The organism is Streptomyces sp. NPDC054961, from assembly GCF_053609145.1.
Window position 1 is genome coordinate 72,599 of sequence record NZ_JBSGWY010000007.1, and the last position, 21,625, is coordinate 94,223.

Annotated in this window: 20 protein-coding genes and 1 pseudogene; 10 read left to right on the plus strand and 11 right to left on the minus strand. The window is 68.5% G+C overall.

All coding sequences use genetic code 11. The features are described from left to right. Nucleotides 1–10 precede the first annotated feature (10 nt). From ACWF9Z_RS09690 to ACWF9Z_RS09715, 6 genes are all read left to right on the plus strand, one after another. On the plus strand, nt 11–1,888 hold the full coding sequence (locus ACWF9Z_RS09690) for an NAD-binding protein (protein WP_402696061.1): 1,878 nt from the start codon (nt 11–13) through the stop codon (nt 1,886–1,888). 115 nt (nt 1,889–2,003) lie between these two features. Then, nucleotides 2,004–2,387 carry a hypothetical protein gene (locus ACWF9Z_RS09695; RefSeq protein WP_453599504.1) on the plus strand — a complete coding sequence of 128 codons (384 nt, stop codon included), beginning with the start codon at nt 2,004–2,006 and terminating at the stop codon, nt 2,385–2,387. Further along, the gene (locus ACWF9Z_RS09700; protein ID WP_453599507.1) at nt 2,387–4,450 is read left to right on the plus strand and encodes a hypothetical protein; all 2,064 of its coding nucleotides are present in this window, start codon (nt 2,387–2,389) and stop codon (nt 4,448–4,450) included. Before ACWF9Z_RS09695 ends, ACWF9Z_RS09700 begins: the two co-directional genes overlap by 1 nt. Then, on the plus strand, nt 4,447–4,977 hold the full coding sequence (locus ACWF9Z_RS09705) for a hypothetical protein (protein ID WP_453599510.1): 531 nt from the start codon (nt 4,447–4,449) through the stop codon (nt 4,975–4,977). The genes ACWF9Z_RS09700 and ACWF9Z_RS09705 overlap by 4 nt, the downstream gene beginning before the upstream one ends. 58 nt (nt 4,978–5,035) lie before the next feature. Next, nucleotides 5,036–5,245, plus strand: coding sequence for a hypothetical protein (locus ACWF9Z_RS09710; protein ID WP_453599512.1), 210 nt, complete (start codon nt 5,036–5,038; stop codon nt 5,243–5,245). Nucleotides 5,246–5,356: 111 nt separating this feature from the next. Next, nucleotides 5,357–5,914: a hypothetical protein gene (locus tag ACWF9Z_RS09715; RefSeq protein ID WP_453599515.1), complete on the plus strand. Its 558-nt coding sequence runs from the start codon at nt 5,357–5,359 to the stop codon at nt 5,912–5,914. A gap of 46 nt (nt 5,915–5,960) precedes the next feature. On the opposite strand, the gene ACWF9Z_RS09720 is transcribed toward ACWF9Z_RS09715, so the two are convergent. Both ACWF9Z_RS09720 and merB read right to left on the minus strand, forming a co-directional pair. Further along, the gene (locus ACWF9Z_RS09720; protein WP_453599517.1) at nt 5,961–8,486 is read right to left on the minus strand and encodes a DUF4118 domain-containing protein; all 2,526 of its coding nucleotides are present in this window, start codon (nt 8,484–8,486) and stop codon (nt 5,961–5,963) included. A gap of 516 nt (nt 8,487–9,002) precedes the next feature. Then, nucleotides 9,003–9,209, minus strand: coding sequence for an organomercurial lyase (gene merB, locus ACWF9Z_RS09725; RefSeq protein ID WP_453599837.1), 207 nt, complete (start codon nt 9,207–9,209; stop codon nt 9,003–9,005). Between merB and ACWF9Z_RS09730 the strand changes: the two genes are divergently transcribed. Further along, nucleotides 9,123–9,509, plus strand: a complete 387-nt coding sequence (locus ACWF9Z_RS09730) for a MerR family DNA-binding protein (protein WP_453599840.1) — start codon at nt 9,123–9,125, stop codon at nt 9,507–9,509. The two genes, merB and ACWF9Z_RS09730, sit on opposite strands and share 87 nt — an antisense overlap. Before the next feature lie 460 nt (nt 9,510–9,969). Here ACWF9Z_RS09730 and ACWF9Z_RS09735 read toward each other — a convergent pair. Beyond that, nucleotides 9,970–10,131 (minus strand): annotated as a pseudogene (locus tag ACWF9Z_RS09735) (pirin family protein); the annotation flags it as partial. Between the two features lie 350 nt (nt 10,132–10,481). Further along, nucleotides 10,482–11,201 carry a TetR/AcrR family transcriptional regulator gene (locus ACWF9Z_RS09740; protein ID WP_453599519.1) on the minus strand — a complete coding sequence of 240 codons (720 nt, stop codon included), beginning with the start codon at nt 11,199–11,201 and terminating at the stop codon, nt 10,482–10,484. Nucleotides 11,202–11,315: 114 nt separating this feature from the next. Between ACWF9Z_RS09740 and ACWF9Z_RS09745 the strand changes: the two genes are divergently transcribed. Beyond that, a complete protein-coding gene (locus ACWF9Z_RS09745) occupies nt 11,316–12,017 on the plus strand; it encodes an NAD(P)-dependent oxidoreductase (RefSeq protein ID WP_319194394.1) in 702 nt (233 codons plus the stop codon). A 111-nt stretch (nt 12,018–12,128) separates the two neighbouring features. On the opposite strand, the gene ACWF9Z_RS09750 is transcribed toward ACWF9Z_RS09745, so the two are convergent. From ACWF9Z_RS09750 to ACWF9Z_RS09780, 7 genes are all read right to left on the minus strand, one after another. After that, complete coding sequence (locus ACWF9Z_RS09750) at nt 12,129–12,725, minus strand: dihydrofolate reductase family protein (RefSeq protein WP_319194396.1); 597 nt, start codon at nt 12,723–12,725, stop codon at nt 12,129–12,131. 286 nt (nt 12,726–13,011) lie between these two features. Continuing rightward, nucleotides 13,012–13,221, minus strand: coding sequence for a DUF4287 domain-containing protein (locus ACWF9Z_RS09755; RefSeq protein ID WP_453599523.1), 210 nt, complete (start codon nt 13,219–13,221; stop codon nt 13,012–13,014). Between the two features lie 64 nt (nt 13,222–13,285). Beyond that, complete coding sequence (locus ACWF9Z_RS09760; protein WP_453599526.1) at nt 13,286–13,975, minus strand: DUF998 domain-containing protein; 690 nt, start codon at nt 13,973–13,975, stop codon at nt 13,286–13,288. A gap of 156 nt (nt 13,976–14,131) precedes the next feature. After that, on the minus strand, nt 14,132–16,408 hold the full coding sequence (locus ACWF9Z_RS09765) for a DPP IV N-terminal domain-containing protein (RefSeq protein ID WP_453599528.1): 2,277 nt from the start codon (nt 16,406–16,408) through the stop codon (nt 14,132–14,134). A gap of 373 nt (nt 16,409–16,781) precedes the next feature. Then, nucleotides 16,782–17,453, minus strand: a complete 672-nt coding sequence (locus tag ACWF9Z_RS09770; RefSeq protein WP_453599530.1) for a DUF4097 family beta strand repeat-containing protein — start codon at nt 17,451–17,453, stop codon at nt 16,782–16,784. A gap of 230 nt (nt 17,454–17,683) precedes the next feature. Further along, nucleotides 17,684–19,225 carry an MFS transporter gene (locus tag ACWF9Z_RS09775; protein ID WP_453599533.1) on the minus strand — a complete coding sequence of 514 codons (1,542 nt, stop codon included), beginning with the start codon at nt 19,223–19,225 and terminating at the stop codon, nt 17,684–17,686. A gap of 20 nt (nt 19,226–19,245) precedes the next feature. Continuing rightward, entirely contained in the window at nt 19,246–19,647 is a 402-nt protein-coding gene (locus ACWF9Z_RS09780) for a VOC family protein (protein WP_453599536.1), read from the minus strand. Between the two features lie 97 nt (nt 19,648–19,744). Between ACWF9Z_RS09780 and ACWF9Z_RS09785 the strand changes: the two genes are divergently transcribed. Together ACWF9Z_RS09785 and ACWF9Z_RS09790 are read left to right on the plus strand one after the other, a co-directional pair. Beyond that, a complete protein-coding gene (locus ACWF9Z_RS09785; RefSeq protein WP_453599539.1) occupies nt 19,745–20,635 on the plus strand; it encodes a LysR family transcriptional regulator in 891 nt (296 codons plus the stop codon). An 84-nt stretch (nt 20,636–20,719) separates the two neighbouring features. Beyond that, entirely contained in the window at nt 20,720–21,613 is an 894-nt protein-coding gene (locus tag ACWF9Z_RS09790) for a LysR family transcriptional regulator (RefSeq protein WP_453599542.1), read from the plus strand. The last annotated feature ends 12 nt before the right edge of the window (nt 21,614–21,625 follow it).

Genomic DNA, 21,625 nt, shown 5'->3' on the forward strand with positions numbered 1-21,625 from the left:
CTCCACACACATGATCATTTGTGGTGACGACGGCCTCGCACACCGCCTGGCACAGGAACTCGACGCCGTGTGCGGCGAGGCCGTCACGGTCGTCCTGCCGTCGCGCCGCGAGGGGCACGGCGCCGAGGTCGTCGCCCTGCACCGGGATCCCCACTCCCCCGTGGAGCTGCTCATCTCCGCGCGGCCCGACGAGCAGACCCTCCGGGAGGCCGGCGTCGAGCGTGCCGCGGCGCTTGCCCTCACCTACGGCGACGACCAGATCAACATGACCGCTGCCCTGCTCGCCCGCAGCATCAATCCGTCCGTACGCCTGGTCATCCGCATGTTCAACCGGGACCGCGGTCGCCATCTCGAACTGCTCCTCGACCGGGCAGCAGCCGCGCACGCCGGGCACGACGACGCGTTCATCGACGCGTCCACGACGGTGCTCTCCGACGCCGACACGGCCGTCCCCGAGTTGGTGGCCGCTGCGGCGGTCGGGCACGGGCCCACCCTCCAGGTCGAGGGCAAGGTGTTCCGCGGAGTGGTCCGCCCCGCCGGGACCCCGCCCCACACCACGGACCTGGCCACGCTCGCCGTTCTCTCCGGTACGCACATGGACGACCCACTGGGCGAGGACAGCGCGGAAACGCCGGGCGCCAACGGCACCCAGCTGCTGCCCGACACCGCGACCGCCTATCACCGGCAGTTCACGCACGGCCGGCTCATGCTCGAAGAGGTGACCCACCACCACGCGCCGGCGCCCCCCGCCAGGCGGCGGCGGGCCTACCGGGGCTGGCTGAGCGACCGGCTCGGGCACCTGCCCTGGAAGATCTTCGTATCCCGTGAAGTGACCGCTGTCTTCGGGGTGCTCGCCGCGGCCGTGGTGCTACTGGCCACCGCGACGGCCGTCGTGGAGGACGGACCGCTGTGGAAGTCGGTGTACCTGCCACTGCTGGACATCTTCACCATGGGCGACCCGGCAACCGAAGAGTCCACGGCCCGCCAGGTCCTCCAGCTCATCGCGGGTTTCGTCGGCCTGGCAGTACTCCCTCTCGTCGTGGCCGCCGCGATGAACGCCACGCTGGCCTTCCGCACCGCGTCGGCCAACCACGTACCGGATGCCGGCCTGCACGACCACATCATCGTGGTCGGACTCGGCAAGATCGGCACGCGTGCCCTGGCCCAGCTGTGCACCACCGACCACAAGGTCGTGGTGATCGAGCGGGACCCGCAAGCCCGAGGGATTGCGCTGGCACGCGAGCTCGGCGTGCACCTGCTACTCGAGGACGCTGCCGCTCCCGGAGTCCTCGATCTCGCCCGCATCGGCACCAGCAAGTCGTTGCTGGTCCTCACGCACGACGACGGCGAGAACCTCGACATCGTGATGGCCGCACGCGAGAGCAACCCCCGTGTGCGCGCCGTGATGCGCCTGTACGGCGACGACTTCGCCGCCACCGTCTCCCGCACCATGCGCGCCGGTTACCCGGACGCGCTCACCCGCAGCCGCAGTGTCTCGGCGCTGGCCGCGCCCTCCTTCGCCGCCGCGATGATGGGCCGCCACGTGCTGGGGGTCATGCCGGTGGAGCGCGGATCCCTGCTCTTCACCGTCGTGGACGTCGCCGGCCACCCGGAACTCGAAGGGCACTCCATACACGAGGCCTTCAAGGAACACGAGTGGCGCGTACTCGCCGTCGGCCCCGCGACCAGCCGCCGGTCGGCCTCCTCGACGGACACACTCGGCGGATTCCGCACGGACCGGCCTGCCTTCAACTGGCGACCACCACACGGACGGGTCCTGCGCCACGACGACCGCGTCGTGCTGGTGACCACACGCCGCGGCCTGGACATTCTGATGACCGGTGTCCAGCCACGCCCCGCAGGCCGCCGGCCTCATCCGGCCCAATGATCTCGCTTGGACCGACATCGCTCACCGAACAAGTCACTTTCACCACGGGGGTCCTATGTCATTCGATGCCGAATGGGCAGAGCTCAAGTCAGCCGCTGCTGCGAACCAGACGGCAATGCGGCTCAATCAGCTCGATCCCGGAGGGGGCGGCGGGCCCGGGCCACAGGGGGATCTGGTGGTCACCCAGAAGGACCTGGCGGCAGTAGGTAACGCCGCGTTCAAGCTGCGGCAGAGGCTCGGCACCGATGGGGACCATGCCAAGGCCAGTACGCACGAGGCGGCCGGCTCCTTGAAGAAGGACTTCGCTCTGGGGACCGCCCTCCCGACGCTCGCGGACAAGTGGCACGACCAGGTGGGAACGCTGCTGGACGCCTGCGCCCACATTTCCAACCACCTCGACTACACGCAGAACGCGCACGCCGAAGGCGAGTACTGGATCGCCACCCAGTTCAAGTTCGCGCAGCTCAATACAGGATTCGAGGAAAGGGCGCAGCACTGATGGACCTGGACGCACTGCGTTTCGCGGACTTCTCGAAGCTGTCAACCGCCGTCGCGGACTGGACGGCCATGGCCACGAAATTGTGGGAGCTGGAGTCGGATGCCCGTGGCGACCTCGGCGGTAAAGCCGCGAAGGCCGACTGGGCCGGGGTGAACGCGACCGTGACCCGGGAGTTCATCGGCAAGACCGCCAAGGAGTTCGCCGACACCGCCACCGAGGCCACGAGTATCGGGAACATCCTGCGTGACACCCACGGTGAGCTCGTCGACTACAAGGCCAGGCTGAACGAGGCCATCCGGCGCGGGCTGGAGAAGAACCTCACCGTGGTGCCGGCGGGCAATGGCGGCTTCACCGTCACGATGTACATCCACCCCGACCGCACCGCCAAGGGCACGACGGTGCCCGAGCACACCGAGGCCGATGCGACCGCCCTCCGCGACGAGGTACAGCGGATCCTCCAGGGCGCCACAGAGAGCGACACGACGGCCGCCCAGGCGCTGACCATGCTGGTCAGCCAGACCCCGTACGGCTTCTCCGACGCCGCCTACTACGACCGCGACCGCGCCGCGGACGCCATGAAGGACGCCGACCGGATCGCGAAGCTCCTGAAGACCAAGGGCGACGACATGTCCCCCGAGGAATTCGACAAGCTCAACGCCGACCTGGCCAAGTACGAGGACGACCGGCTCTTCCAGGAGCAGCTCGCCACCACGATCGGCCCACGCGGGCTGCTCGACTTCTGGGCCGACCTGGCAGACCCGTCCGACGGCGGCACCCTGCAGCGCTCCCGCCACGACCAGCTCGGCGACTTCCAGCGCAACCTCTCCCTCACCCTGGCCGGCGCCACCCAGTCCGACAGCCCGGCCATGCGCACCTGGGAGAACGACATGGTCAAGCTGGGCGAGGAGCGCATCCAGACCCGCGGCAGCCAGGTCTACGGCTACCAGGTGATGAGCAACCTCATGCGCAGCGGCGACTGGGACAACCGCTTCCTGAACGACTACGGCAACGCGCTCGTCGCCACCGAGAAGAAGATGAAGCTCCCGGCCAACTACTGGAACGGCGGCATCCCGCCAGTACCCAAGATGAACTTCATCGGCGAGGACTTCGGCCGCGACCCCATGACCGGCTTCATGACCGCCCTGGCCGCAAGCCCGAACGCCGCGACGGAGTTCTTCAACGCCACCCAGCCCACCGACAACGCCCAGTACGTCCTCGGCGACCGGCAAACCTTCGACGACACCCCCCTCAACACCAAGGACGGCAACGCCGCACGGGAGGCCACGGGCGCCGCCCTGGTCTCCGCGGCCACAGGAGTCGACCCCAACAACATGACAACGCATCCCGACGACCTCACACCCGAACACCGCCAGGTTCTGGACCGCTCCCTGAAGTACCTCTCCGAGCGCGGCGACGAGTTCCCGTCAGAGATGCGCGACGACATGGCCAAGGTCCTCTCCGCCCACAGCGATGTCGTACACCACTCGGCCAGCGCCATGTCGGACACACCGGACGACCCCCGCCAGCTCGACCGTCACCACCTCCTGGAGGTGAGCAAGCAGGTCTCCCGCGACCAGAACTCCTACGGCATGCTCAACGAGGCCATGAACCGAGAAATGATCAAAGACATCCACGCAGAACACCCGCGTGACCCCAACGAGACGCTGCAAGATGCGGGCCGTACGGTCGGCTTCCTCGAAGAGGCCCGCTACCAGGCCCTCAAGACCGACAAGGATGACCCCACCTGGGAAGCCAAGTGGGGTTACCACGGCTTCGGCGGAGCCGCCAACTTCATCCCGGTGGTCGGCGACATAGCGCAACGAGGTGTCGACGCCCTCGCCTACCAGTGGCAGCTCGACGAACAGGCGCGGATCGACGCGGGAGTCCAGGACCAGAACGCGAAGACGTTCACGCACCGGGACAACCAGCTGAGGGCGCTCTCCGAGGAATGGGCCAAGGCGAACCCCGGGCACCCCTACACGCCGCGCACGCTGGAGCAGGAGATCAACACGTCCGCAGTGACGGGGAACGTCGCCGCCAAGGGTCTGGCAGGCACCCAGTGAAGCGCCTGCGCACGGCCATGGTGGCCGCCGCGGGGGCCGCGGTACTGATCTCCGTGACCGGGTGCAGCGAGGGCAGGGAGTACGCGCTGCCGGACGACATATGCGGCGTGGCCGTCGATTCGGCCCTCATCGCACCGCTGCTTCCGCCTGGAGCCAAGCTGGAGCAGTCGACGTACGCAGCCAGGCCGCACGCTCCGCGGTGCGAACTGACCGTGGACAAGAACACCGTCCTGACTGTGAAAGGCGACGTGACCACGGCGGACGAAGACGTCATGGGTGGCATCGGACAGCGCTTGGCGAGCTCCGGCGATCCCGCACAGATCGACGTGGGCGACGCCGCCCGCGTTGCCGACTCCATGGCCGTCGCGGTCGCACGGTGCACTTACGAGGGCAAACCCAGCCAGTTCGTCGTCGAGATCTACCCGCCCATCAAGGCCTCCGACGTTCCCGAACGGCGTGAGGCCCTCACCCGTCTCATGACCGTGTACTTCCCCGCGGCCCAGAAGGCAGTGGGCTGCGCCTCCTGACCGCAATGGCCGCTGGGGAATGCGCGCCGCCCCATACCTTCGATCTAGGACGCAGCCTGTGCATCACGACGACGAACCGGTCTTCAAGCGGAGCAAGTGGGGAACGAACCGCTACTACTACAACCCTCGCAACCCCGTCGGGCTCGCCCTCACCGTCATCACCGTGCTCGCCGCCGGGACGATGCTGATCCTCATGGCCAACCGGGCCGGACCGTTCGAGCCACCGCCTGCCCCCGCGCCGGTCACCACGGCCCCGCCAGGCCACTGAACCGACTGAGGTTGGCCTCGAACCGGAGCCCCGTCAAAATGCCGTAGCCATCACATCAGCTGTGCGTCAGGGTCGGGTGTCGAGGCCCGTACCAGCCTTAACGTCACCCTCATGGGACGACGTTTGACGCAGTCCGCGACCGGCGCTCACGCCGGCGCGGAACCTCGAGGACCTATCGCACGCGACATCCACTGGGCCGGCGAGACGCGCTCGGCCATCGGTGTCGCGTCCCTCCTGTACTCGGCCCTGCTCGCCATGGACGCGGGTTTCGGCGAGCTCGACGCGACCCGCGGCGCCCTCTGGACCGGCCTGGCCACCCTCCTCTTCGTGATCCTGCTGCCGTCCAGGGTCTCCGTAGGTCCCGGTCTGCTGAGCGCCCGAGGACTGCTGGTGGAACACACTGTCCGCACCGACTCCCTCGTCTCGGTCAGGTGGTCCGACGGGGTGGCCCAGCGGATGATCCTCCGCGACACGGAGGGAAGCCAGGTCGAGATCGATCCGACCGTCCTGGCCCGCAATCCCGCGATGTGGCGCCGCCTCGACACGGACACCCGCACATCGATCCGGCGCGGCACTCTGCTGTGCGGCGAGACAGCCCTGCGCCAGCTGGCAGAGCGTATCGACCGCGAGACGGCCCTCACGGTCTTCAAAGTCTCAGGCCTGCAGTGATCGACGGTCGGTGACTTCGGTGCACCCGGGCAGTGGCTGACGCGAGTCACTGATCCTCCGTCGGGGAGGGCGCAGACGGGGTGATCGGCCGCCGGGAGGCCGCCGCCGGAAGCGTGAGCGTCACGGCAAAGCCGGGGCCGACGGCTGCGGTTTCAAGGGTGCCCTCCATGGTCTCCGTAAGGTCACGGCACATCCGCAGGGTCAGACTGTCCGGCGTGCGACTCGGATGTGTGCCGCGTTCCGCGCCCTGCACTGCGTCGTTGGTGCCGTCCGTCATATGGATTTCCACCTGGCCGGACCGGGTCTTGCCTGTCAGCCGCGCGGGCCGGTCCGGCGGGCTGTGGCGCTGGGCCTCGGCCGCCAAGGCGGTCAGTACGCGAGTGAGCACGGCCGCGTCGGCGATCACGTCGGGCAGCAGCTCCGGCAGGCTGCATTGGATCGTATGGCCACCGGGACCCAGGTCGTCCAGAACGGCGGTCAGCAGCTCGTCGAGATCGACCGGTCGCAGATACAGATCCAGTGCCCCGGCGTGCAGGCGGCTCAACTCGTCGAGATCCGAGAGAAGCTGGACCGCACGCCGCACCGACGACCGGGCTATGGCGAGGTTCCGGCTCTCCCTCGTATTCGTGCCGACGCCGACGCCGAGGCGATCCAGCGCTTCGTCGGCTGTGCGCAGTGGGCCGCGCAGATCGCGGCTCGCGGTGAGGAGGAGCGAGGCCCTGGTGTGCTCGGCTGCGGCGCGCAGGCCCGTTTCGGCATCGTGCGCAGCAAGCCGGCCGTGGGAGTAGGCCATGCCCAACTGGGCCGCGCACGCTCCCAGTACGCGCTGGTCGTCGCTGCTCAGCGGGCGCCCTCGGGCAGCCAGGGTGAGGTCGTCGCCGACGGGGCTGTCCACATCCGCGTCGTACGGGTGCTCGGGTGGATCCTCGCCGGTGCTGGCGACGACGTACCAGCGGGGCTCGGCGGCATGTCCCGTATCGCGTTCCAACAGACTCACCGCCTCCAGGCCGAAGTCCTCCCGTACCTGTTCGAGCAAGGCCGGCAGGTCCTGGCCGTGCATCATGGCGGTGGCCAGCCGACTCAGTGCCCGGGCCTCGGAACTCGCGCGGACGGCCTGGTACGTGCTGCGTGCGGCTGCACCCGCGGCCATGCCGACGATGACGGCCGTGACGACGTACACCACCAGCGCTATGACGTCGGCGAGGTGCTGGACGCGCAACGAGTGCATCGGCGGGGTGAAGTAATAGTCGGCCAGCAGTCCCGCGGCAAGAGCGGCCACCAGTGCGGGAGCTAGGCCACCGACCAGGGCGACCACGACAACAGCCAGCAGGTAGAGCACCAAGGCAAGGGAGACGTCCACGTGCTCGCCCAGGAGAACCAGGAGGGCGGTCAGGCCCGGGAGCGTAATCGCCGCGAGCAGCATCGCCGTCCAGAAGCGCCGTGGGCCGGTGGCGCGGCTCGGGTGCGGCAGTCGCAGGGCGGAAGTCGAGCCGGCGGCGTGCTCATGGGTGATCACGAGTACGTCGATGGGGCCGGATCGCCGGATCGTCCGGTGCCCCACACCGCCGCGGAGGAACGTGGAGAGCCTTCCGTGGCGGCTCGCGCCCAGCACGATCTGCGTGACGTTCTCGGCCTCCGCGAACTGAAGCAGCGCCTCGGGGATGTCGTCGCCGGTGGTCTGGTGGTAGCTGCCGCCCAGTGACTCCACCAGAGCCCGCTGGGCGGCGAGGGTGGCCGGAGCGCCGTGGGTGAGGCCGTCGCTCGGTACGACGTGCAATGCCAGCAGCTCACTGCCGGGGACTCGGGCGCTGATCCGGGCGCTGCGGCGGATCAGAGTTTCTCCCTCAGGGCCGCCGGTGAGGGCGACCATGATGCGCTCGCGGGTTTCCCAGCGGGCGGTGATGCCGTGTTCCGCGCGGTAGCGCTGCAGTCCTTCCTCGACGCGGTCGGCGAGCCACAGCAGGGCGAGTTCGCGCAGGGCCGTGAGGTTGCCGACGCAGAAGTAGTGGGTGAGGGCGGCATCGATGCGGTCCGAGGGATAGATCTCGCCGTGCAGCATGCGTCGGCGCAGCAGCTCGGGCGGCAGGTCCACCAGTTCGATCTGGTCCGCGCGGCGTGCCACCTCGTCGGGCAGGGTCTCGCGCTGCGGGACACCGGTGATCTGCCGGACCACGTCGCCCAGGGACTCCAGATGCTGGACGTTGAGCGTGGTGACTACGTCGATCCCCGCGTCGAGGAGTTCCTCGACGTCCTGCCATCGCTTGGCATGACGGGAGCCGGGCACATTGGTGTGGGCGAGTTCGTCGACCAGGGCGGCCTGCGGGCGGCGGGCGAGCACCCCGTCCAGGTCCATCTCAGTGAAACTCGCCTCCCGGTACTCCATGGCGCGCCGGGAAATGATCTCCAGCCCCTCGGCGAGGGCAGCCGTGGGCCGTCGCCCATGCGGCTCGACGAAACCGACGACCACATCGGCACCGGCCGAAGCCAGCCGCTGCCCTTCCTCGAGCATCGCGTACGTCTTTCCCACCCCCGGGGCGGCCCCGAGGTAGATCCGCAATCGCCCACGCACCATCGACGGGCTCCTGCCCGCTCGTCACACCGCTCGCCTTCGTCCTTCCATGGTGCGCCCACAGGACCGCCTGCGCGCTCCGCCACACAGCGACCCATGTGCCAGTCGCTTCCTGGTCCAGGCTTCCAGCACCGCGCCATGCGGCTGCCGTGCCTGGAGGCAGTTGATCAGATCGAACGGCACGGTGGCCGCTCAGCACCCGAGCGAAACCCCTTGCTTGCCCGGCGCGTGAGCCGCCCGAAGACGCGGACCAGGACGAGCAGCGCCCGGACGACCATGTAGCCGAAGAGCATGTGCCACAGCAGCTGCTCGTTGGTCCACGTGGTGCCGTGGGTGAGCCGGGCGAGAGGGTCCTTCGATGCCGCGTCGAGAAGGCAGTGGAAGGTCTGGCGGGCGTGCTCGTTCCTCGCACACGGCCTGCCGGTCCATAGGCTCCGTCTTCGTCATGGCCCTGACCGCTCTCGGTCGCCACTCGGGATTCCGCCCGGTCCTCAAGGATGCCCGCTCCAGGGCGTCCTCTCACCGGCCATGGCCGAGTTCAGCTGTCCCGGAGGAGCGGCCGAAGGTCTGCTGCCCGATCTGCACAGCTCGGTCCTGGCTGACGACCTGGCCCCTGACCTCGCGGTGCGCCTGCTGCCACTGCTCGGCCGATGCTCGGCTGGAGAAGAAGATCAGCGCGTCGCAGCACACTGCGGCGGCGGGCCCGTTGCCGTCGCTGCGGCCGATGAAGACGACCGCGTCCGCCGGCTGCCAGAGCGTGGTGCCACCGGTGAACGTGACGATGCCCAGGCGGCCGGGCTGAGTCTCGCCGAGATCCGCTCCGTGCTGGCCCTGCGGGACAGCGGGCAGGCCCCCTGCGCGCGGGTCGGGGCGCTCATCGACCAGCATCTGGCGGAGGTCGACCGGCGGATGGCCGAGCTGCGCGAGGCCCAAACGGAGCTGCGGAAGCTGGCCGGGCGGGCGGCGGTGACTGATCCCGATTCGTGTTCCGAGGGCGAGATCTGCACCATCCTCAGCCGGTCCTGACCGGCACCCGGTCCGGGACGAGCATCCGCTGAACGCGCTGCCAGGCATGGGGCCCTGCCGACGCGTCCGCGGCGGCTCCAGCACGGCGCCTTGTTGACTGCCTACAACCTCGCAGGCCGACCTGCGCCGCGGGCCAACTGCGGGCTTGGACCCTGAAGGGGGAGTCGAACCGGCCCTGTCCGGGGCAGCCGAACGGTTCGCGACCGGCACCTCTGCGTGACGCGCCTCTGCCACGAGGAACCGTCCGACTCTCCCCCCAGAAATCTAACTACTCGTCAGCAGAGTCAGCAAAGTGTCAGCATTCGTTCGACTAGACCTGACCACACCCTGATCCACATGAGACTCGACGTCAAGATCAAAATGCCACTACCGAGATCGTGTCGACTCCCGCCGGGCCCTCGGAAGCGGAACGATGCGAGACGCCACGTACAGCCCGCACCCTTGATGACATCAGCGCTGTTCAGCGCGTTCTACCCCTGGGCTTCAAGCGAGTTGGGGGAAGTTCCGGGGCAGGAATCGGAGCGCCGCCGTAGCCCTTCACCTCGCCGAAGCGACTGCCGTTCATCCAGTCCTCGCGGGCCTGTGCGATATCCTCTTGGGACCGTCCGATCCAGTTCCAGAACGATTGGATCGCTCGAAGTTTCCGCAGGTCAGAGCGCTACGGGTCCTGCAAAGTCAGCAAAAGTCAGCATCAGAGCGACCCGGCCAGGGGTGCGATCAGGGGGGATTTACCTCTTCCGGAACTGGATCGGACCCGGCTCCGCCGCCTCGCGCCGCCTGCCCAGAGTTCCATCGCTGACCAACCTTGCACGCGGAACCGCGCCCGTGACCACCGGGCGCTGACCGGAAAGAGCACCGGCGGCTACTGCGCGATCCGGTTCCGCGCGCCGTGCGGTGATCCGTTTCACCAGTTCGGGATCCAGTATCCACTGGATCGTAGAAGCCGTTCAGCTGACTGCTCGTGCAGGGCCGTCAGCTCGATGACGTGATGCCCAAGGACCGGATCAGCTGAGCGAGTTCTTCACGGAAGAGCTTTTCCGGGCTGAGGGTCTGACTCTGCAGATGGCCGTAAATCTCCAGTGACACCAGGCCGTGCAGGTGGCTCCAGATGCGCAGGGCAAGGGCCACGCCGGCCGGGGGTAGGTCGGGGAAGGCCGGGCGGACTTTGTCCAGCAGACCGGGGTCGAAGTCGGACCACTCAAAGTCACTGTGCGAGTAGTCGAACTCGGCGTGCGGCCAGGCCGCGGCGGCGAGTGCCGCGATGCCGGTGCAGACACGGTGGGCGGCTTCGGGCGCGGCGCCGCCCTCGGGGGGCAGGTAGCCGGGGACGGGGTCGCCGTAGATGAGGCGGAAACCCTCGGGGTTGGCCAGTGCCCAGTTCCTGAAGGCGCGGGCCCATGCCTGGATCCGGACGGCGGGGTCCTGGGCAGGGGCGGCGCCCCAGGCGGCGTCCACGGTGTCGGCCAGTGAGGTGTAGACGTTGCCGATCAGCGTGGTGACCAGGTCGTCGCGCGTAGCGAAGTAGCCGTAGATGGCGTTGGCCGTCATGCCCATCTCGCGAGCGATGGCCCGAAGCGTGATCGCGTCTGGCCCCCCCGAGGCCATCAGCCCCAGTGCGACCTTCTTGATCTCGGCGGTCGTCTCAGCCCTCAGCCGCTCACGGCGCCCCCTGGTGTTTCCCACGGTTCCCATGGCCGCCTACTCTACAGCGTCACAATATTGAGCCTCATATCTAAACTTCACGCCGTATAGTTTCTGCATGCCGTGAAAAACGGTGGCGGTGCACACGACTACCCAGGGAGAGCCATGCACATCGGAGTCATCGGGGCCACGGGCGGAATCGGCAGTCGCGTCGTCACCGAGGCCCTCGACCGGGGGCATCACGTCACGGCATTCAGCCGCGACGCCACGCGGATCGACGAGGACCGGAAGAACGTCGCCTGGAACAGCGTCGACGTCCTCGACGCCGACGGCATCGCCGCCGTCATACCCGGCCTCGACGTACTGATCAGCGGATTCCAGCCCGGAAACGCCGCCAGGGACACCGCCGACACCGTGGCCCGCTCGATCGCCGACCCCACGGTGTACGCCACGGCCGCGCGAGCACTCCTAAAGGCGCTGGAGAGTCATCCGCGGATCAGGCTCATCGTCATCGGCGGCGCCGGCAGCCTGGAGATCGCGCCCGGAGTCGTACGGGCCGACTCCGACGCACTCCTACACGAGACCCTCGACGCGATCGGCCTGCCGAGGGAGTACTCCGCCGCGGTGCGCGGCCACCGCGATGCCCTGAACGTCCTGCGCACCTCCAACCGGCTGTGGACCTACTTCAGCCCTGCCGAGGACATCGCACCCGGCGAACGTACGGGCCGGTTCCGGATCGGCGGCGACCAGCCAGTCCGCGACGCGGACGGGCGCAGCCGCATCTCCATGGAGGACGCCGCCGTCGCCCTCGTCGACGAGGCGGAGCTGCCGCGCTTCGTCCAACGCCGCTTCACCATCGGCTACTGACCCAGCTGCCGGATGGCCCTGACAGTGCGCCACCGCGCCGGCGGGACCGGATGCCTACGGAGGCGAAGGCCCGAACGTCTCCCGCCTGGTCGGCATTGGCCCACCTGCCGACTACGCCCCGGCCTTCGGCCGGTAGGTGCAGACGTGCACTCCGGTGCCGCTGACGACCGTGGAGACCAGTTCGAACGTGCGGAGGTGACCGTCGGCCGGGTAGATCGTCTTACCGCCGCCGACGAGCACCGGCAGGATCATGAGCCGAAGCTCGTCGACCAGTCCCTCGGCCAGCAGGGTTCGGGTGAGGGACGCGCTGCCCATGACCACCAGGTCACGGCCTTCGGCTTCGCGCAGCTTCTTGATCTGGTCCAGTGCTTGGTCGCCGGGGATGCGTGTGGTGTTGTTCCACGTCAGCTCGTCTTCGCCGAGGGTGCTGGACACGACGTACTTGGTGACGCTGTTCATGTGGTCGGCGAACGGGTCGCCGGCCCGGTCCGGCCACGCCGCCGCCATGGTCTGCCAGGTGCGGCGTCCGAACAGCAGGGCCTCGGTGCTGGTCTGCCACTCGGTCAGAGCGCCACCCATCACCTCCGGGTCGAAGAACGGGTGGCTCCAGCCACCGTGGGCGAAACCGCCGTCGGTGTCCTCGTCCGGGTGCCCCGGGGCCTGAACGACGCCGTCCAAGCTGATGAATTCACCAATCGCAATGCGCATGGGGGTGTCTCGCTTCCTGATTTGTTGGGTTCAGATGGGATGGACCGCGGCGGTACCGACGGCTTGGAGGCGCATGTCGGGCTCCATACCGCTGGAATCCTTGTCGTCGCGACAGAACAGAAGCTAGGTTGCGTTCAGCGATTCAGCAACCGGTGGAACCATCAACCCTTGCATCGATGCAGGTCACTTGACCAATGTCATTGCAATGGGCTTGTCGCTAAATGCAACATGACCGTCGGTCATTGCAATGACATGAGCGTGAACGCTCAGTGGCGGCTTGTGTGGACTACTTCGCGCTGTCCTCCGCGAGGGTGTGGGCGACCAGGGCGTTGGCGTGGCCGTGACCCAGGCCGTGCTCGGACTTGAGCCACGAGACGAGTTCCATGTGCTTCGTCAGGGGGGAGGTCCGGATCAGGTCCTTCCATTCCGCGATCGGACGGCCGTACTTCTTCTCGATCGAGGGGAAGTACGCGGCACCCTGCAGTGAGTCCGACATGTCGTCCGTGCCTTTCGTTCGTTCCGGTGTGCGTGAGTGTTCGAGTGCGTGAGTGCCGGTACGGCTAGAGGCGCGCCAGCCGGGCTGCCACCGCGGCGAGTCCGGCCAGGCCGAGTGCCGCCCCCGCCGTGAAGGACAGTACGGAGGCACCGGATCCGACGAACCCGGCGAGGACGCCCACCGGGAGCAGGCGGCAGGCGAACGCCCACCCCGGCTGCCCCTCGGCGGCGAAGCGGCGGGACAGGAGCAGGAAGGCGGCGCACAGCGCGAGGTAGCCGACCATGCCGCCCGCCATGTGGACCGCGCCGTGCACGCTCAGCGCGGCGGTCGCGGAGTCCGGCGTACCGGCCGGGAAACCGGCCCCGGGGTCGGCCGAGAACACGCCGCTGACCAGGAAGGACGCCCCGAACACCCCGACCAGCCACGGCGCCGCGCGGTGGCCGGGACCCTCGGACACCGACCGCCGCATCCCGACCGCACCGGCGATCAACAGGGCGCCGGCGACGAAGAAGTTGGTGATCTGGATCCAGCCCAGGTCGCCGAGGCTCAGCTGGCTGATGGCGTTGCGGGTGAAGTCGAAGCCCTCACGCGTCAGGCCCTGGGCGATCCCCGCGCCCAGGAACAGCGGCCCTGCCACCGCTGCGCCCTTCAGCAGCACCCGCGCCCAGGAGCCGGACCCCGCAGTGGTGGAAGCAGAGGCGGAAGCGGAGGCGGGGGCGGTGGCGGTGGCGGTGGCGCCGATCGTGTCGGTCATGGCATGCCTTCCTCATGTGCCGCACCCACCCGGGGGCCGGGCCTGCGGCGTTGGAATCTCGTTGCATGTAAGACCGTGACGGAGACCCGAACTCATCGGCCCCGATCGTGTGACCAGCGTCACACAAGGGCCGATGTCGCCGACGCGGGCTCAGGCTCAGGCGAACAGCTCGGCGAGCAGCTCGGGGCCGATGGCGATGGGAGCGGGGCGGTAGGCAGGAGGCTGGGTGCCCCGCAGCTCGCGGACCAGGAAGTCCCAGCAGCGTGTACGGACATAGGCCAAGTGGTCGATGAACGTGTGCTCGGCGCCGGGCACGATGAGCAGCTCGAAGTCCTTGCCGGCGGCGATGAGCCGGTCGGCCAGGCGGAGGGTCTGGTCCGGGTGGACCTGGTCGTCCATGTCGCCGTGGATCAGGAGCAGCTTGCCGGCCAGGCGGTCGGCGAGGTCGATGCTGGAAGTGCGGCCCCAGGCCTCGGGGTTGTCCGCGCCGTCGTAGGTCTCCACGAAGCCGGCGTTGAAGTGGCGGGCGTCGTGCGAGCCGGAGAGTGCGGCTCCCACCTTGTAGGTCTCGGGGAAGTCCAGCATCGCGCGGGCCGCGGCGAACCCGCCTCCGGAGTGGCCGAACACGCCCACCCGGTCCAGGTCCATCCACGGCCGGGTCTCGGCCAGTTGACGCAGCGCCGCGACGTGGTCGGCCAGGTTGCCCGCGTCGGCCAGGTGGCCGTACGAGGCGTCGTGGAAGGCCTTGTCCCGGCCCGGGGTGCCGCGTCCGTCCAGTGCTACCGCTACGAAGCCCAGTGCCGCGAGGGGTTCCGCGTCGAGGCCCAGTCCGCCGGGGTCGAAGGACGGGGAGACCCGGTTGAGCTGCGGGCCGGGGTAGACGTTGTCGACCACCGGGTAGGAGCGGGCGGGGTCGAACTCCCGCGGCCGGTACAGCACTCCGTAGATGTCCGTCATCCCGTCGGCCGCCTTGACGCAGAAGCGTTCCGGCGGCGTCCAGCCGGTGGCGGTGAGCTTGCCGATGTCCGCGCGCTCCAGCTCGACCAGCACGCGGCCAGTCCAGTCGCGGACCGTCGTCACCGGCGGGGTATCAACCGTGGACGCGGAGTCGACGAAGTAGTCCTGGTCGTCGGGGAGGGCGGCGATGTGGTCCTGGTCGTCGTGGGTGACCTTGGCGAAGCCGGAGCCGTCCAGGCCGGCCCGGCAGACCGTGCGCCGGTACGGGTCCTCGTCGACCAGCCCGGAGGCGGTGAAGTACACCACCCGCTCGGCCTCGTCGACACGCAGGATCTGCCGTACCGCCCACGGTCCGGAGGTGACCTGCCCAAGCAGCGCGCCGGTGCGCAGGTCGTACCGGTACAGGTGTCCCCAGCCGTCGCGCTGCGAGTACCAGAGCACCTCGTCGGCGAGCACCCGCACGATCGGCGGCTCGTACGCCCACTGGTTGGGCTCGACACGGGTCGCCCCGGTCTCGCTGAGCACCGTGGTGACCTCGCCGGTGGCCGCGTCCAGCCGGTACAGGGTGAGCGTGCGCAGGTCGCGCGGCCGGCCGAGGTAGTACACCGCCGAGCTGTCTGGGGCCCACCAGGCCCACTTGATCGTGATCGGCGACAGTGTCGGCATGAGCAGCGGCTCGGCCTGGGCGCGGACCACCGTGCCCGCGGCGACGTCCAGTACGACCAGTTCGGCCAGCGGTACGTGCTCGTCCCCGGGGTAGGCGAACCGCTGGGTGTGCAGCACCGGGGCTCCACCGTCGACGGGCCTGGCCTCCAGCAGGTGGGTCTCCCGGACCTCGCGCTCGTCGGTTCGGTGCGCCAGCACCTTCGTCGAGTCCGGCGACCAGGCCACCGCAGGCGGCAGGTACGGCAGGCCGATCTTGCGCAGCAGGGTGCTGTTCGCCGTGCACTCCGGGACGGTGCCGTACTGGTGGCCGGGCGCGCCATCGGCGGTCAGTGCCCACGCGCGGCCGTCGGACAGCGAGCGCGCCCACAGGTCGTGGCCCCGCCGGGACACCGCGAACTTCCCGTCGGGTGAGGGTACGTCGAGGGGGCTGCCCGGCGGCGTGAACTCGGCCCGCTCACAAGCGTAGTCGTCCAGGCGGCACCGCCAGTATTCGCCGAACGCATCGAACGCGACGGTGTTCCCGCCCAGTTCTATCGCCGAGGCCGGCAGGAACTCGGGGTCGACCTGCTGTCCGGAGGCGGCGGCCAGCGCGGCGGCGAGCCGTGAGTGGTCGAAGGCCGGCTCACGGGTTCCGGCCGCAGGGTCGACCAGCACGAACCGCTTACCGACACCGTTGCTCACGGCGTACCAGAAGCGGGCCCCTCCGTCGATCCACTGCGGCCGGACCTTGTCGCCGACGACGAGCTCTCCGGGGCGGGCGGGCCGGCGCAGAAGCTGTTCCGCAGCCTGGTAGTCCTGAGTGGTGCTCATTCTTCTTATCCTTCTTCGGCGTCGGTTCGGGCATGGTGATGCCACGGTGGCGCCATCACGGCAGGGGTGATGTGGTCAAGGAGGGCTGAAGCAAGGGCGTCGGCCGTCTCGCGACCCAGGCTGAGGTGAGGTGGGCTCAGTGAGCGCCGTGTCGGCGTCTGGAATCGCTTGCCGAGCGCGTCCTGCAAGGGGGCGCGACGGATTCATCCTGCAGCTACGAGCCTCTGCGTCGCTCTCTGGAAGCACCTCGGCCAGGGATGTTTCTGCATCGCCCACGTAGTTCGGTGCGCAGTGGCCGCAGGCGGCGGCGCGAGTTTCGCGGAGCTTGCTCGTCATGTTCACCCAAGGGGGTGCCGGTTCGGAGCTACGGGGGTCAGAGGCTGCGGGCGGTGATGTCGCCGTAGGAGGTGGTCGCGTGGATGTTCAGGCCGGAGGCGGCACCGTCGGCGTTGTTGAGCGAGTTGTGGATCCGGCCGTAGCTGGTGCCGGCGTCCAGAGAGGCGGAGACCCCGCGGGCGGCGCCGACCGAGATCTCGCCGTGCTCGGTGCTGAGGGTGACCGTGCCGGTCATGGCCTCCGCGATGTGGATGGCACCCTTCTGGATGCTGATCTGGGCCGGACCGCCCAGGCGGCCGACCGAGACGTCGCCGGCCTGGAGGGTGAGGCGGGCGCTCGCGGTCTCGTCGAGCTTGACCGCGCCCTGCGCGCCCTCGAAGGCGACATCGCCGAGCCGTCCGACGCCCTGGAACTCGGCGCTGGCCGTCTTCGCCTCAATGCGGGAGTCGGCGGGCAGGTGGACGGTCACCTCGACGGATCCGGAGTTGCCGAGGATCTGGTTCTTCGCCTCCGGGGCCGCGATCCGCAGGACGCCGTCGCCGTACTCGACCGTGGTCTCCTTCGCCGCCTGCGCGTCGCGGCCCTTCGAGGCGTCCGCGGGCAGGACCTCGACGGTGGTGTCGGCGCGGTCGGCGGCGATGAACCGAATGCGTCCCGCGGGGATGTCGAGGACGGCGGCGATCGGAGCAGGGGTGTCGAACTTCTGCATTGTTCTGCCCTTCGAGTCATTGTTTCCCGTGAGGGAAAAGCTACGTTGCGTTCAGGGATTCATCAATATATCTACTGCGAGAAATCACCATCACTGCAGGTGAAAGTCGGGAGATCGTTGCAACGACCTTCAAGGTTAACGCAACGACGGACGCCCAATCGTTGCAATGAATTGAACGTGAACGCTCATGGCCTCAGCCAGTGGTGGCCGGGACGCGCGGCGGCCGTACCTCAGGGTCCGGCGACCGCGGCGAACTGGTCCTGGGTCCGGGCGGCCTCCTTCGCGGCCGCTTCGGTCGCGCGGTTATGCATGAGGAAGAGCGCCAGCACCGCGGCACCCAGTACCCCGCAGACACCGACCAGGAAGGTGGCGGACATCGCGGCGGTGAAGGCCTCCCGGGCGGTGGCTGCCAACCCCTCGTCCCCGGTGCGTGAGGCCAGGACGAGCGCCCCGGAAACGGCGTGACGGGCGGGTCCGGGCGCACCGACGGGCATCTCGGAGGTGTACGTGCTCGAGAGGACTGCGCCCAGCACGGCCACACCGAGGGCGGCGCCGGCCTGCTGGATGGTGTCGTTGAGCGCGGACCCGACACCGGCGCTCTCGGCCGGGACCGCCCCCATCAGGGCGCTGGTGGCCGCGGGCATCACCAGTCCGGCACCCGCTCCGATCAGGATCATCGCGGTGGTCAGCGGTCCCCAACCGTCACCCGAGGAGAGGCCGGTGAGGACACCGGACCCGGCCGCGATCAGCAGCAGGCCGAGGACCACCATGGTCCGGGTGCCGGTATTCGCCAGCAGCGCGGCGCCGATGCCGTTGAAGGCGAGCGCGGCGACAGCGAGCGGGGTGAAGGCCAGGCCGGTCTCGGTGGGCGTGTAACCGAGGACGAACTGCAGGTACTGGGTCAGTACCAGCAGCAGGCCGCCGTTGGCGAAGGTCAGCAGCACCAGCGACAGGCTGGAGCCGGTGAAGACCCGGTTGCGGAACAGCGACAGCGGGACCATCGGGTGTGCGGTACGGGTCTCCCAGACCGCGAATCCTGCCAGGCTCAGCGCCGCCACGGCGAGCGTGACCTGGGTACTCGTACGCTCCAGGCCCTCCTTGGGCAGCTCGGTGATCGTCCACACCAGCGCGGTCATCCCGGCCACGGACAGCACCATGCCCAGCGGGTCGGCCTTGCGCCAGGGCCCCTTGGACTCCGGCATCAGGGCCAGTGCCGCGATGATGGCCAGGGCCGCGATCGGGACGTTGATCAGGAAGACCGCACCCCACCAGTACGCTGCGATCAGCCAGCCCCCGAGCAGCGGGCCGCCCACCACGCCGAGCATGGACACCGAACCCCAGGCGGCGATCGCCTTGGGGCGCTCCTTCTCGTCGAAGACGGTGATCAGGATGGACAGCGTGCTCGGCATGATCAGCGCGCCGCCGACGCCCATCAGTACGCGAGCCAGGATCAGCTGAGCGGGACTGTCGGCGATGGTCCCGAGGACCGAGGCCGCGCCGAACAGCGCGAGCCCGATGACCATCACACGGCGTCGGCCGAACCGGTCGGACAGGCTGCCCGAGGTGAGGAGCAGTCCGGCGAAGACCAGGATGTAGGAGTCGATGATCCACTGAATGTCCTGCGCGCTCGCCCCCAGGTCCTCGGCGAGCGGCGGGATGGCCACCGTGAGCACCATGTTGTCGATGACCAGGACCAGCGTGCTCAGGCACAGCACGACCAGGATGAGCCAGCGGCGCGGATCGGGCCGGTGCGACTCTCGTACTTCGTCCACGAAAAACTGAAACCCTTCGACTAATTGCCTTCGGAGGCGCCGGCCGGCGGCACCCATTCGGTGAGCCGGACCACAACGCCATTGGGATCGGTGAGCTGGAACAGCCGCTCACCCCACGGCTCTTGGCGGATCGGGCCGGTGACGGGGGCGTCTTCCCGGCGCAGGCGTTCGTACTCGGCCGCGACATCCGTGACGGTCAAGGTCACGGCCAGATCTGCCAGCCCCTGGCCCTGCCAAGCCTGCGGCGGCAGTTCGGGATCACGCTCGGACAGGGCGATCTCGACAGAGCTGTCGTCCCGGCGGAGACAGACGTAACCCTCCGCCGACTCGACCTCACGAAAGCCCAGATGGGTGGTGAAGAACCGGCTGGAAGCGCCTACGTCCTCCACGGTCAACGACACCTTCGTAGTCACGACGTTCATGCACTGAGCATCCGGTGTGGACAAGTTGATCATCAACGGTCGATCATGCAACGTTGATTAAGCCAGGGGTTAACGAACAAGCGGGACGTGGGGGCGCGTGGAGCTGCGCGACATCGAGATCTTTCTGACGTTGTCGGAGGAGCTGCACTTCGGACGGACGGCCGAGCGACTGCACGTGTCAGCGGCGCGGGTCAGTCAGGCGATCAAGAAGCAGGAACGCTCGATCGGGGCGCAACTCTTCGAGCGGACCAGCCGCCACGTACGGCTCACACCGGTGGGCGAACAGTTGCTCGGTGATCTGCGGCCGGTATTCCAGAGCCTGAAGGCGAGCGTGGAGAGGGCGCGGCTCACAGCCCAGGGCAAGACGGATATCCTGCGGATCGGCCTGATGGTCACCAACGGCCACGAACTGCGGCCCTTCTGGGACGCCTTCCGTTCGCAGCACCCGCAGTGGGGTCTGCGACTGAGCCACAACGGCTACATGGACCCGTTCGCCCCACTGCGCAACGGCGAGATCGACCTGCTGCTGTCATGGCTCCCGGTCGAAGAGCCCGATCTGACCGTGGGGCCAGTGCTCTTCGACGAGCCCAGGGTCGCACTGGTGGCCGCCGACCACCGGCTGGCCGGCCGCTCGTCGGTCACCTTGGAAGCGTTCGCGGACCACGGTGTCGTGGGGCCGGACGGACTCCAGCCCGAGTACTTCGAGAACGCCTTCGTCCCGTTCTCCGCGCCCAGCCGACGTGACATCGAACGGAAGTTCCTGGTCACGACGCTGGACCAGCTGTACACGTACGTTGCCGACGGGGAGGTCATCCACCTCCTTGGCAATCAGGTCACCCGCTTCTATGCCCGCCCCGACGTCACGTACATCCCCGTTCGTGACACGCCCCTCCTGCGGTGGGGCCTGGTCTGGCGTTCGGACAACGACAGCCCGATGGTTCGGGCGTTCGTACGCATCGCCCGGGAACTCGGGACGATGTCGCTGTGAGTGACATGCAAGTTGATGATCAACGGCCGACCGTGTAGAGCCGGTTGAGGCCAGAGTCAGTGAACAGATGGGGCGTGGGGGCACGTGGAACTGCGCGATATCGAGATCTTCCTGACATTGTCGGAGGAGTTGCACTTCGGGAGGACGGCAGAGCGGCTGCACGTGTCGCCGGCGCGGGTCAGTCAGGCCATCAAGAAGCAGGAACGGTCCATCGGGGCGGAGCTCTTCGAGCGGACCAGCCGCCAGGTCCGGCTCACGCTCGTCGGTCAACAGCTGCGCGACGACCTACTCCCCGTCTACCAGGGGTTGAAGGCGAGCATGGACCGGGCGCGGCTCACCGCCCAGGGCAAGACGGACATCCTGCGGATCAACCTGTTGGTCTCCAACGCACACGAACTGCGGCCCTTCTGGGATGCCTTCCGCTCCCTGAATCCGACGTGCGGGATCCGACTCCGCTACAACGGCTTCATCGATCCGTTCGGGCCGCTGCGCAGGGGCGAAGCGGACCTGCTGCTCGCCTGGCTCCCCGTCGAGGAACCGGATCTCACCGTGGGCCCGGTGCTGTTCGAGGAGCCTCGGGTCGCAGCCGTGGCCTCCGACCACCGACTGGCGGTCCAGCCGTCGGTGTCCCTGGAGGTGTTCGCCGACCACGGCGTGATCGGCGGGGAGTCACTGCAGCCCGACTACTGGGAGGACGCGTTCATGCCCTTCTACGCCCCCAGCGGCCGGACGATCGAGCGGAACATTTGCGTCGCCACTGATCTGGACTCGCTGTTCATGATCATCTCCTCGGGTGAAGCCGTCCACTCCTTCGCCGCCCAGGTCACCCGCTTCCACGTCCGCCCGGACATTACGTACCTGCACCTGCGCGACGCCCCGATGCTGCGCTGGGGCCTGGTCTGGCGTTCGGACAACGACAACCCGATGGTCCGGTCGTTCGTAGCCGTCGCCCGCGAGCTCGGCACGATGTCCTTGTGAGGGGCTTTCGGC

Excerpts from the sequence above, each read along its gene's own strand:
- ACWF9Z_RS09690 (WP_402696061.1), top strand. The coding sequence starts at position 11 with ATGATCATTTGTGGTGACGACGGCCTCGCACACCGCCTGGCACAGGAA.
- ACWF9Z_RS09695 (WP_453599504.1), top strand. The coding sequence starts at position 2,004 with ATGCGGCTCAATCAGCTCGATCCCGGAGGGGGCGGCGGGCCCGGGCCA.
- ACWF9Z_RS09700 (WP_453599507.1), top strand. The coding sequence starts at position 2,387 with ATGGACCTGGACGCACTGCGTTTCGCGGACTTCTCGAAGCTGTCAACC.
- ACWF9Z_RS09715 (WP_453599515.1), top strand. The coding sequence starts at position 5,357 with ATGGGACGACGTTTGACGCAGTCCGCGACCGGCGCTCACGCCGGCGCG.
- ACWF9Z_RS09720 (WP_453599517.1), bottom strand. The coding sequence starts at position 8,486 with ATGGTGCGTGGGCGATTGCGGATCTACCTCGGGGCCGCCCCGGGGGTG.
- ACWF9Z_RS09740 (WP_453599519.1), bottom strand. The coding sequence starts at position 11,201 with ATGGGAACCGTGGGAAACACCAGGGGGCGCCGTGAGCGGCTGAGGGCT.
- ACWF9Z_RS09745 (WP_319194394.1), top strand. The coding sequence starts at position 11,316 with ATGCACATCGGAGTCATCGGGGCCACGGGCGGAATCGGCAGTCGCGTC.
- ACWF9Z_RS09750 (WP_319194396.1), bottom strand. The coding sequence starts at position 12,725 with ATGCGCATTGCGATTGGTGAATTCATCAGCTTGGACGGCGTCGTTCAG.
- ACWF9Z_RS09755 (WP_453599523.1), bottom strand. The coding sequence starts at position 13,221 with ATGTCGGACTCACTGCAGGGTGCCGCGTACTTCCCCTCGATCGAGAAG.
- ACWF9Z_RS09760 (WP_453599526.1), bottom strand. The coding sequence starts at position 13,975 with ATGACCGACACGATCGGCGCCACCGCCACCGCCACCGCCCCCGCCTCC.
- ACWF9Z_RS09765 (WP_453599528.1), bottom strand. The coding sequence starts at position 16,408 with ATGAGCACCACTCAGGACTACCAGGCTGCGGAACAGCTTCTGCGCCGG.
- ACWF9Z_RS09770 (WP_453599530.1), bottom strand. The coding sequence starts at position 17,453 with ATGCAGAAGTTCGACACCCCTGCTCCGATCGCCGCCGTCCTCGACATC.
- ACWF9Z_RS09780 (WP_453599536.1), bottom strand. The coding sequence starts at position 19,647 with ATGAACGTCGTGACTACGAAGGTGTCGTTGACCGTGGAGGACGTAGGC.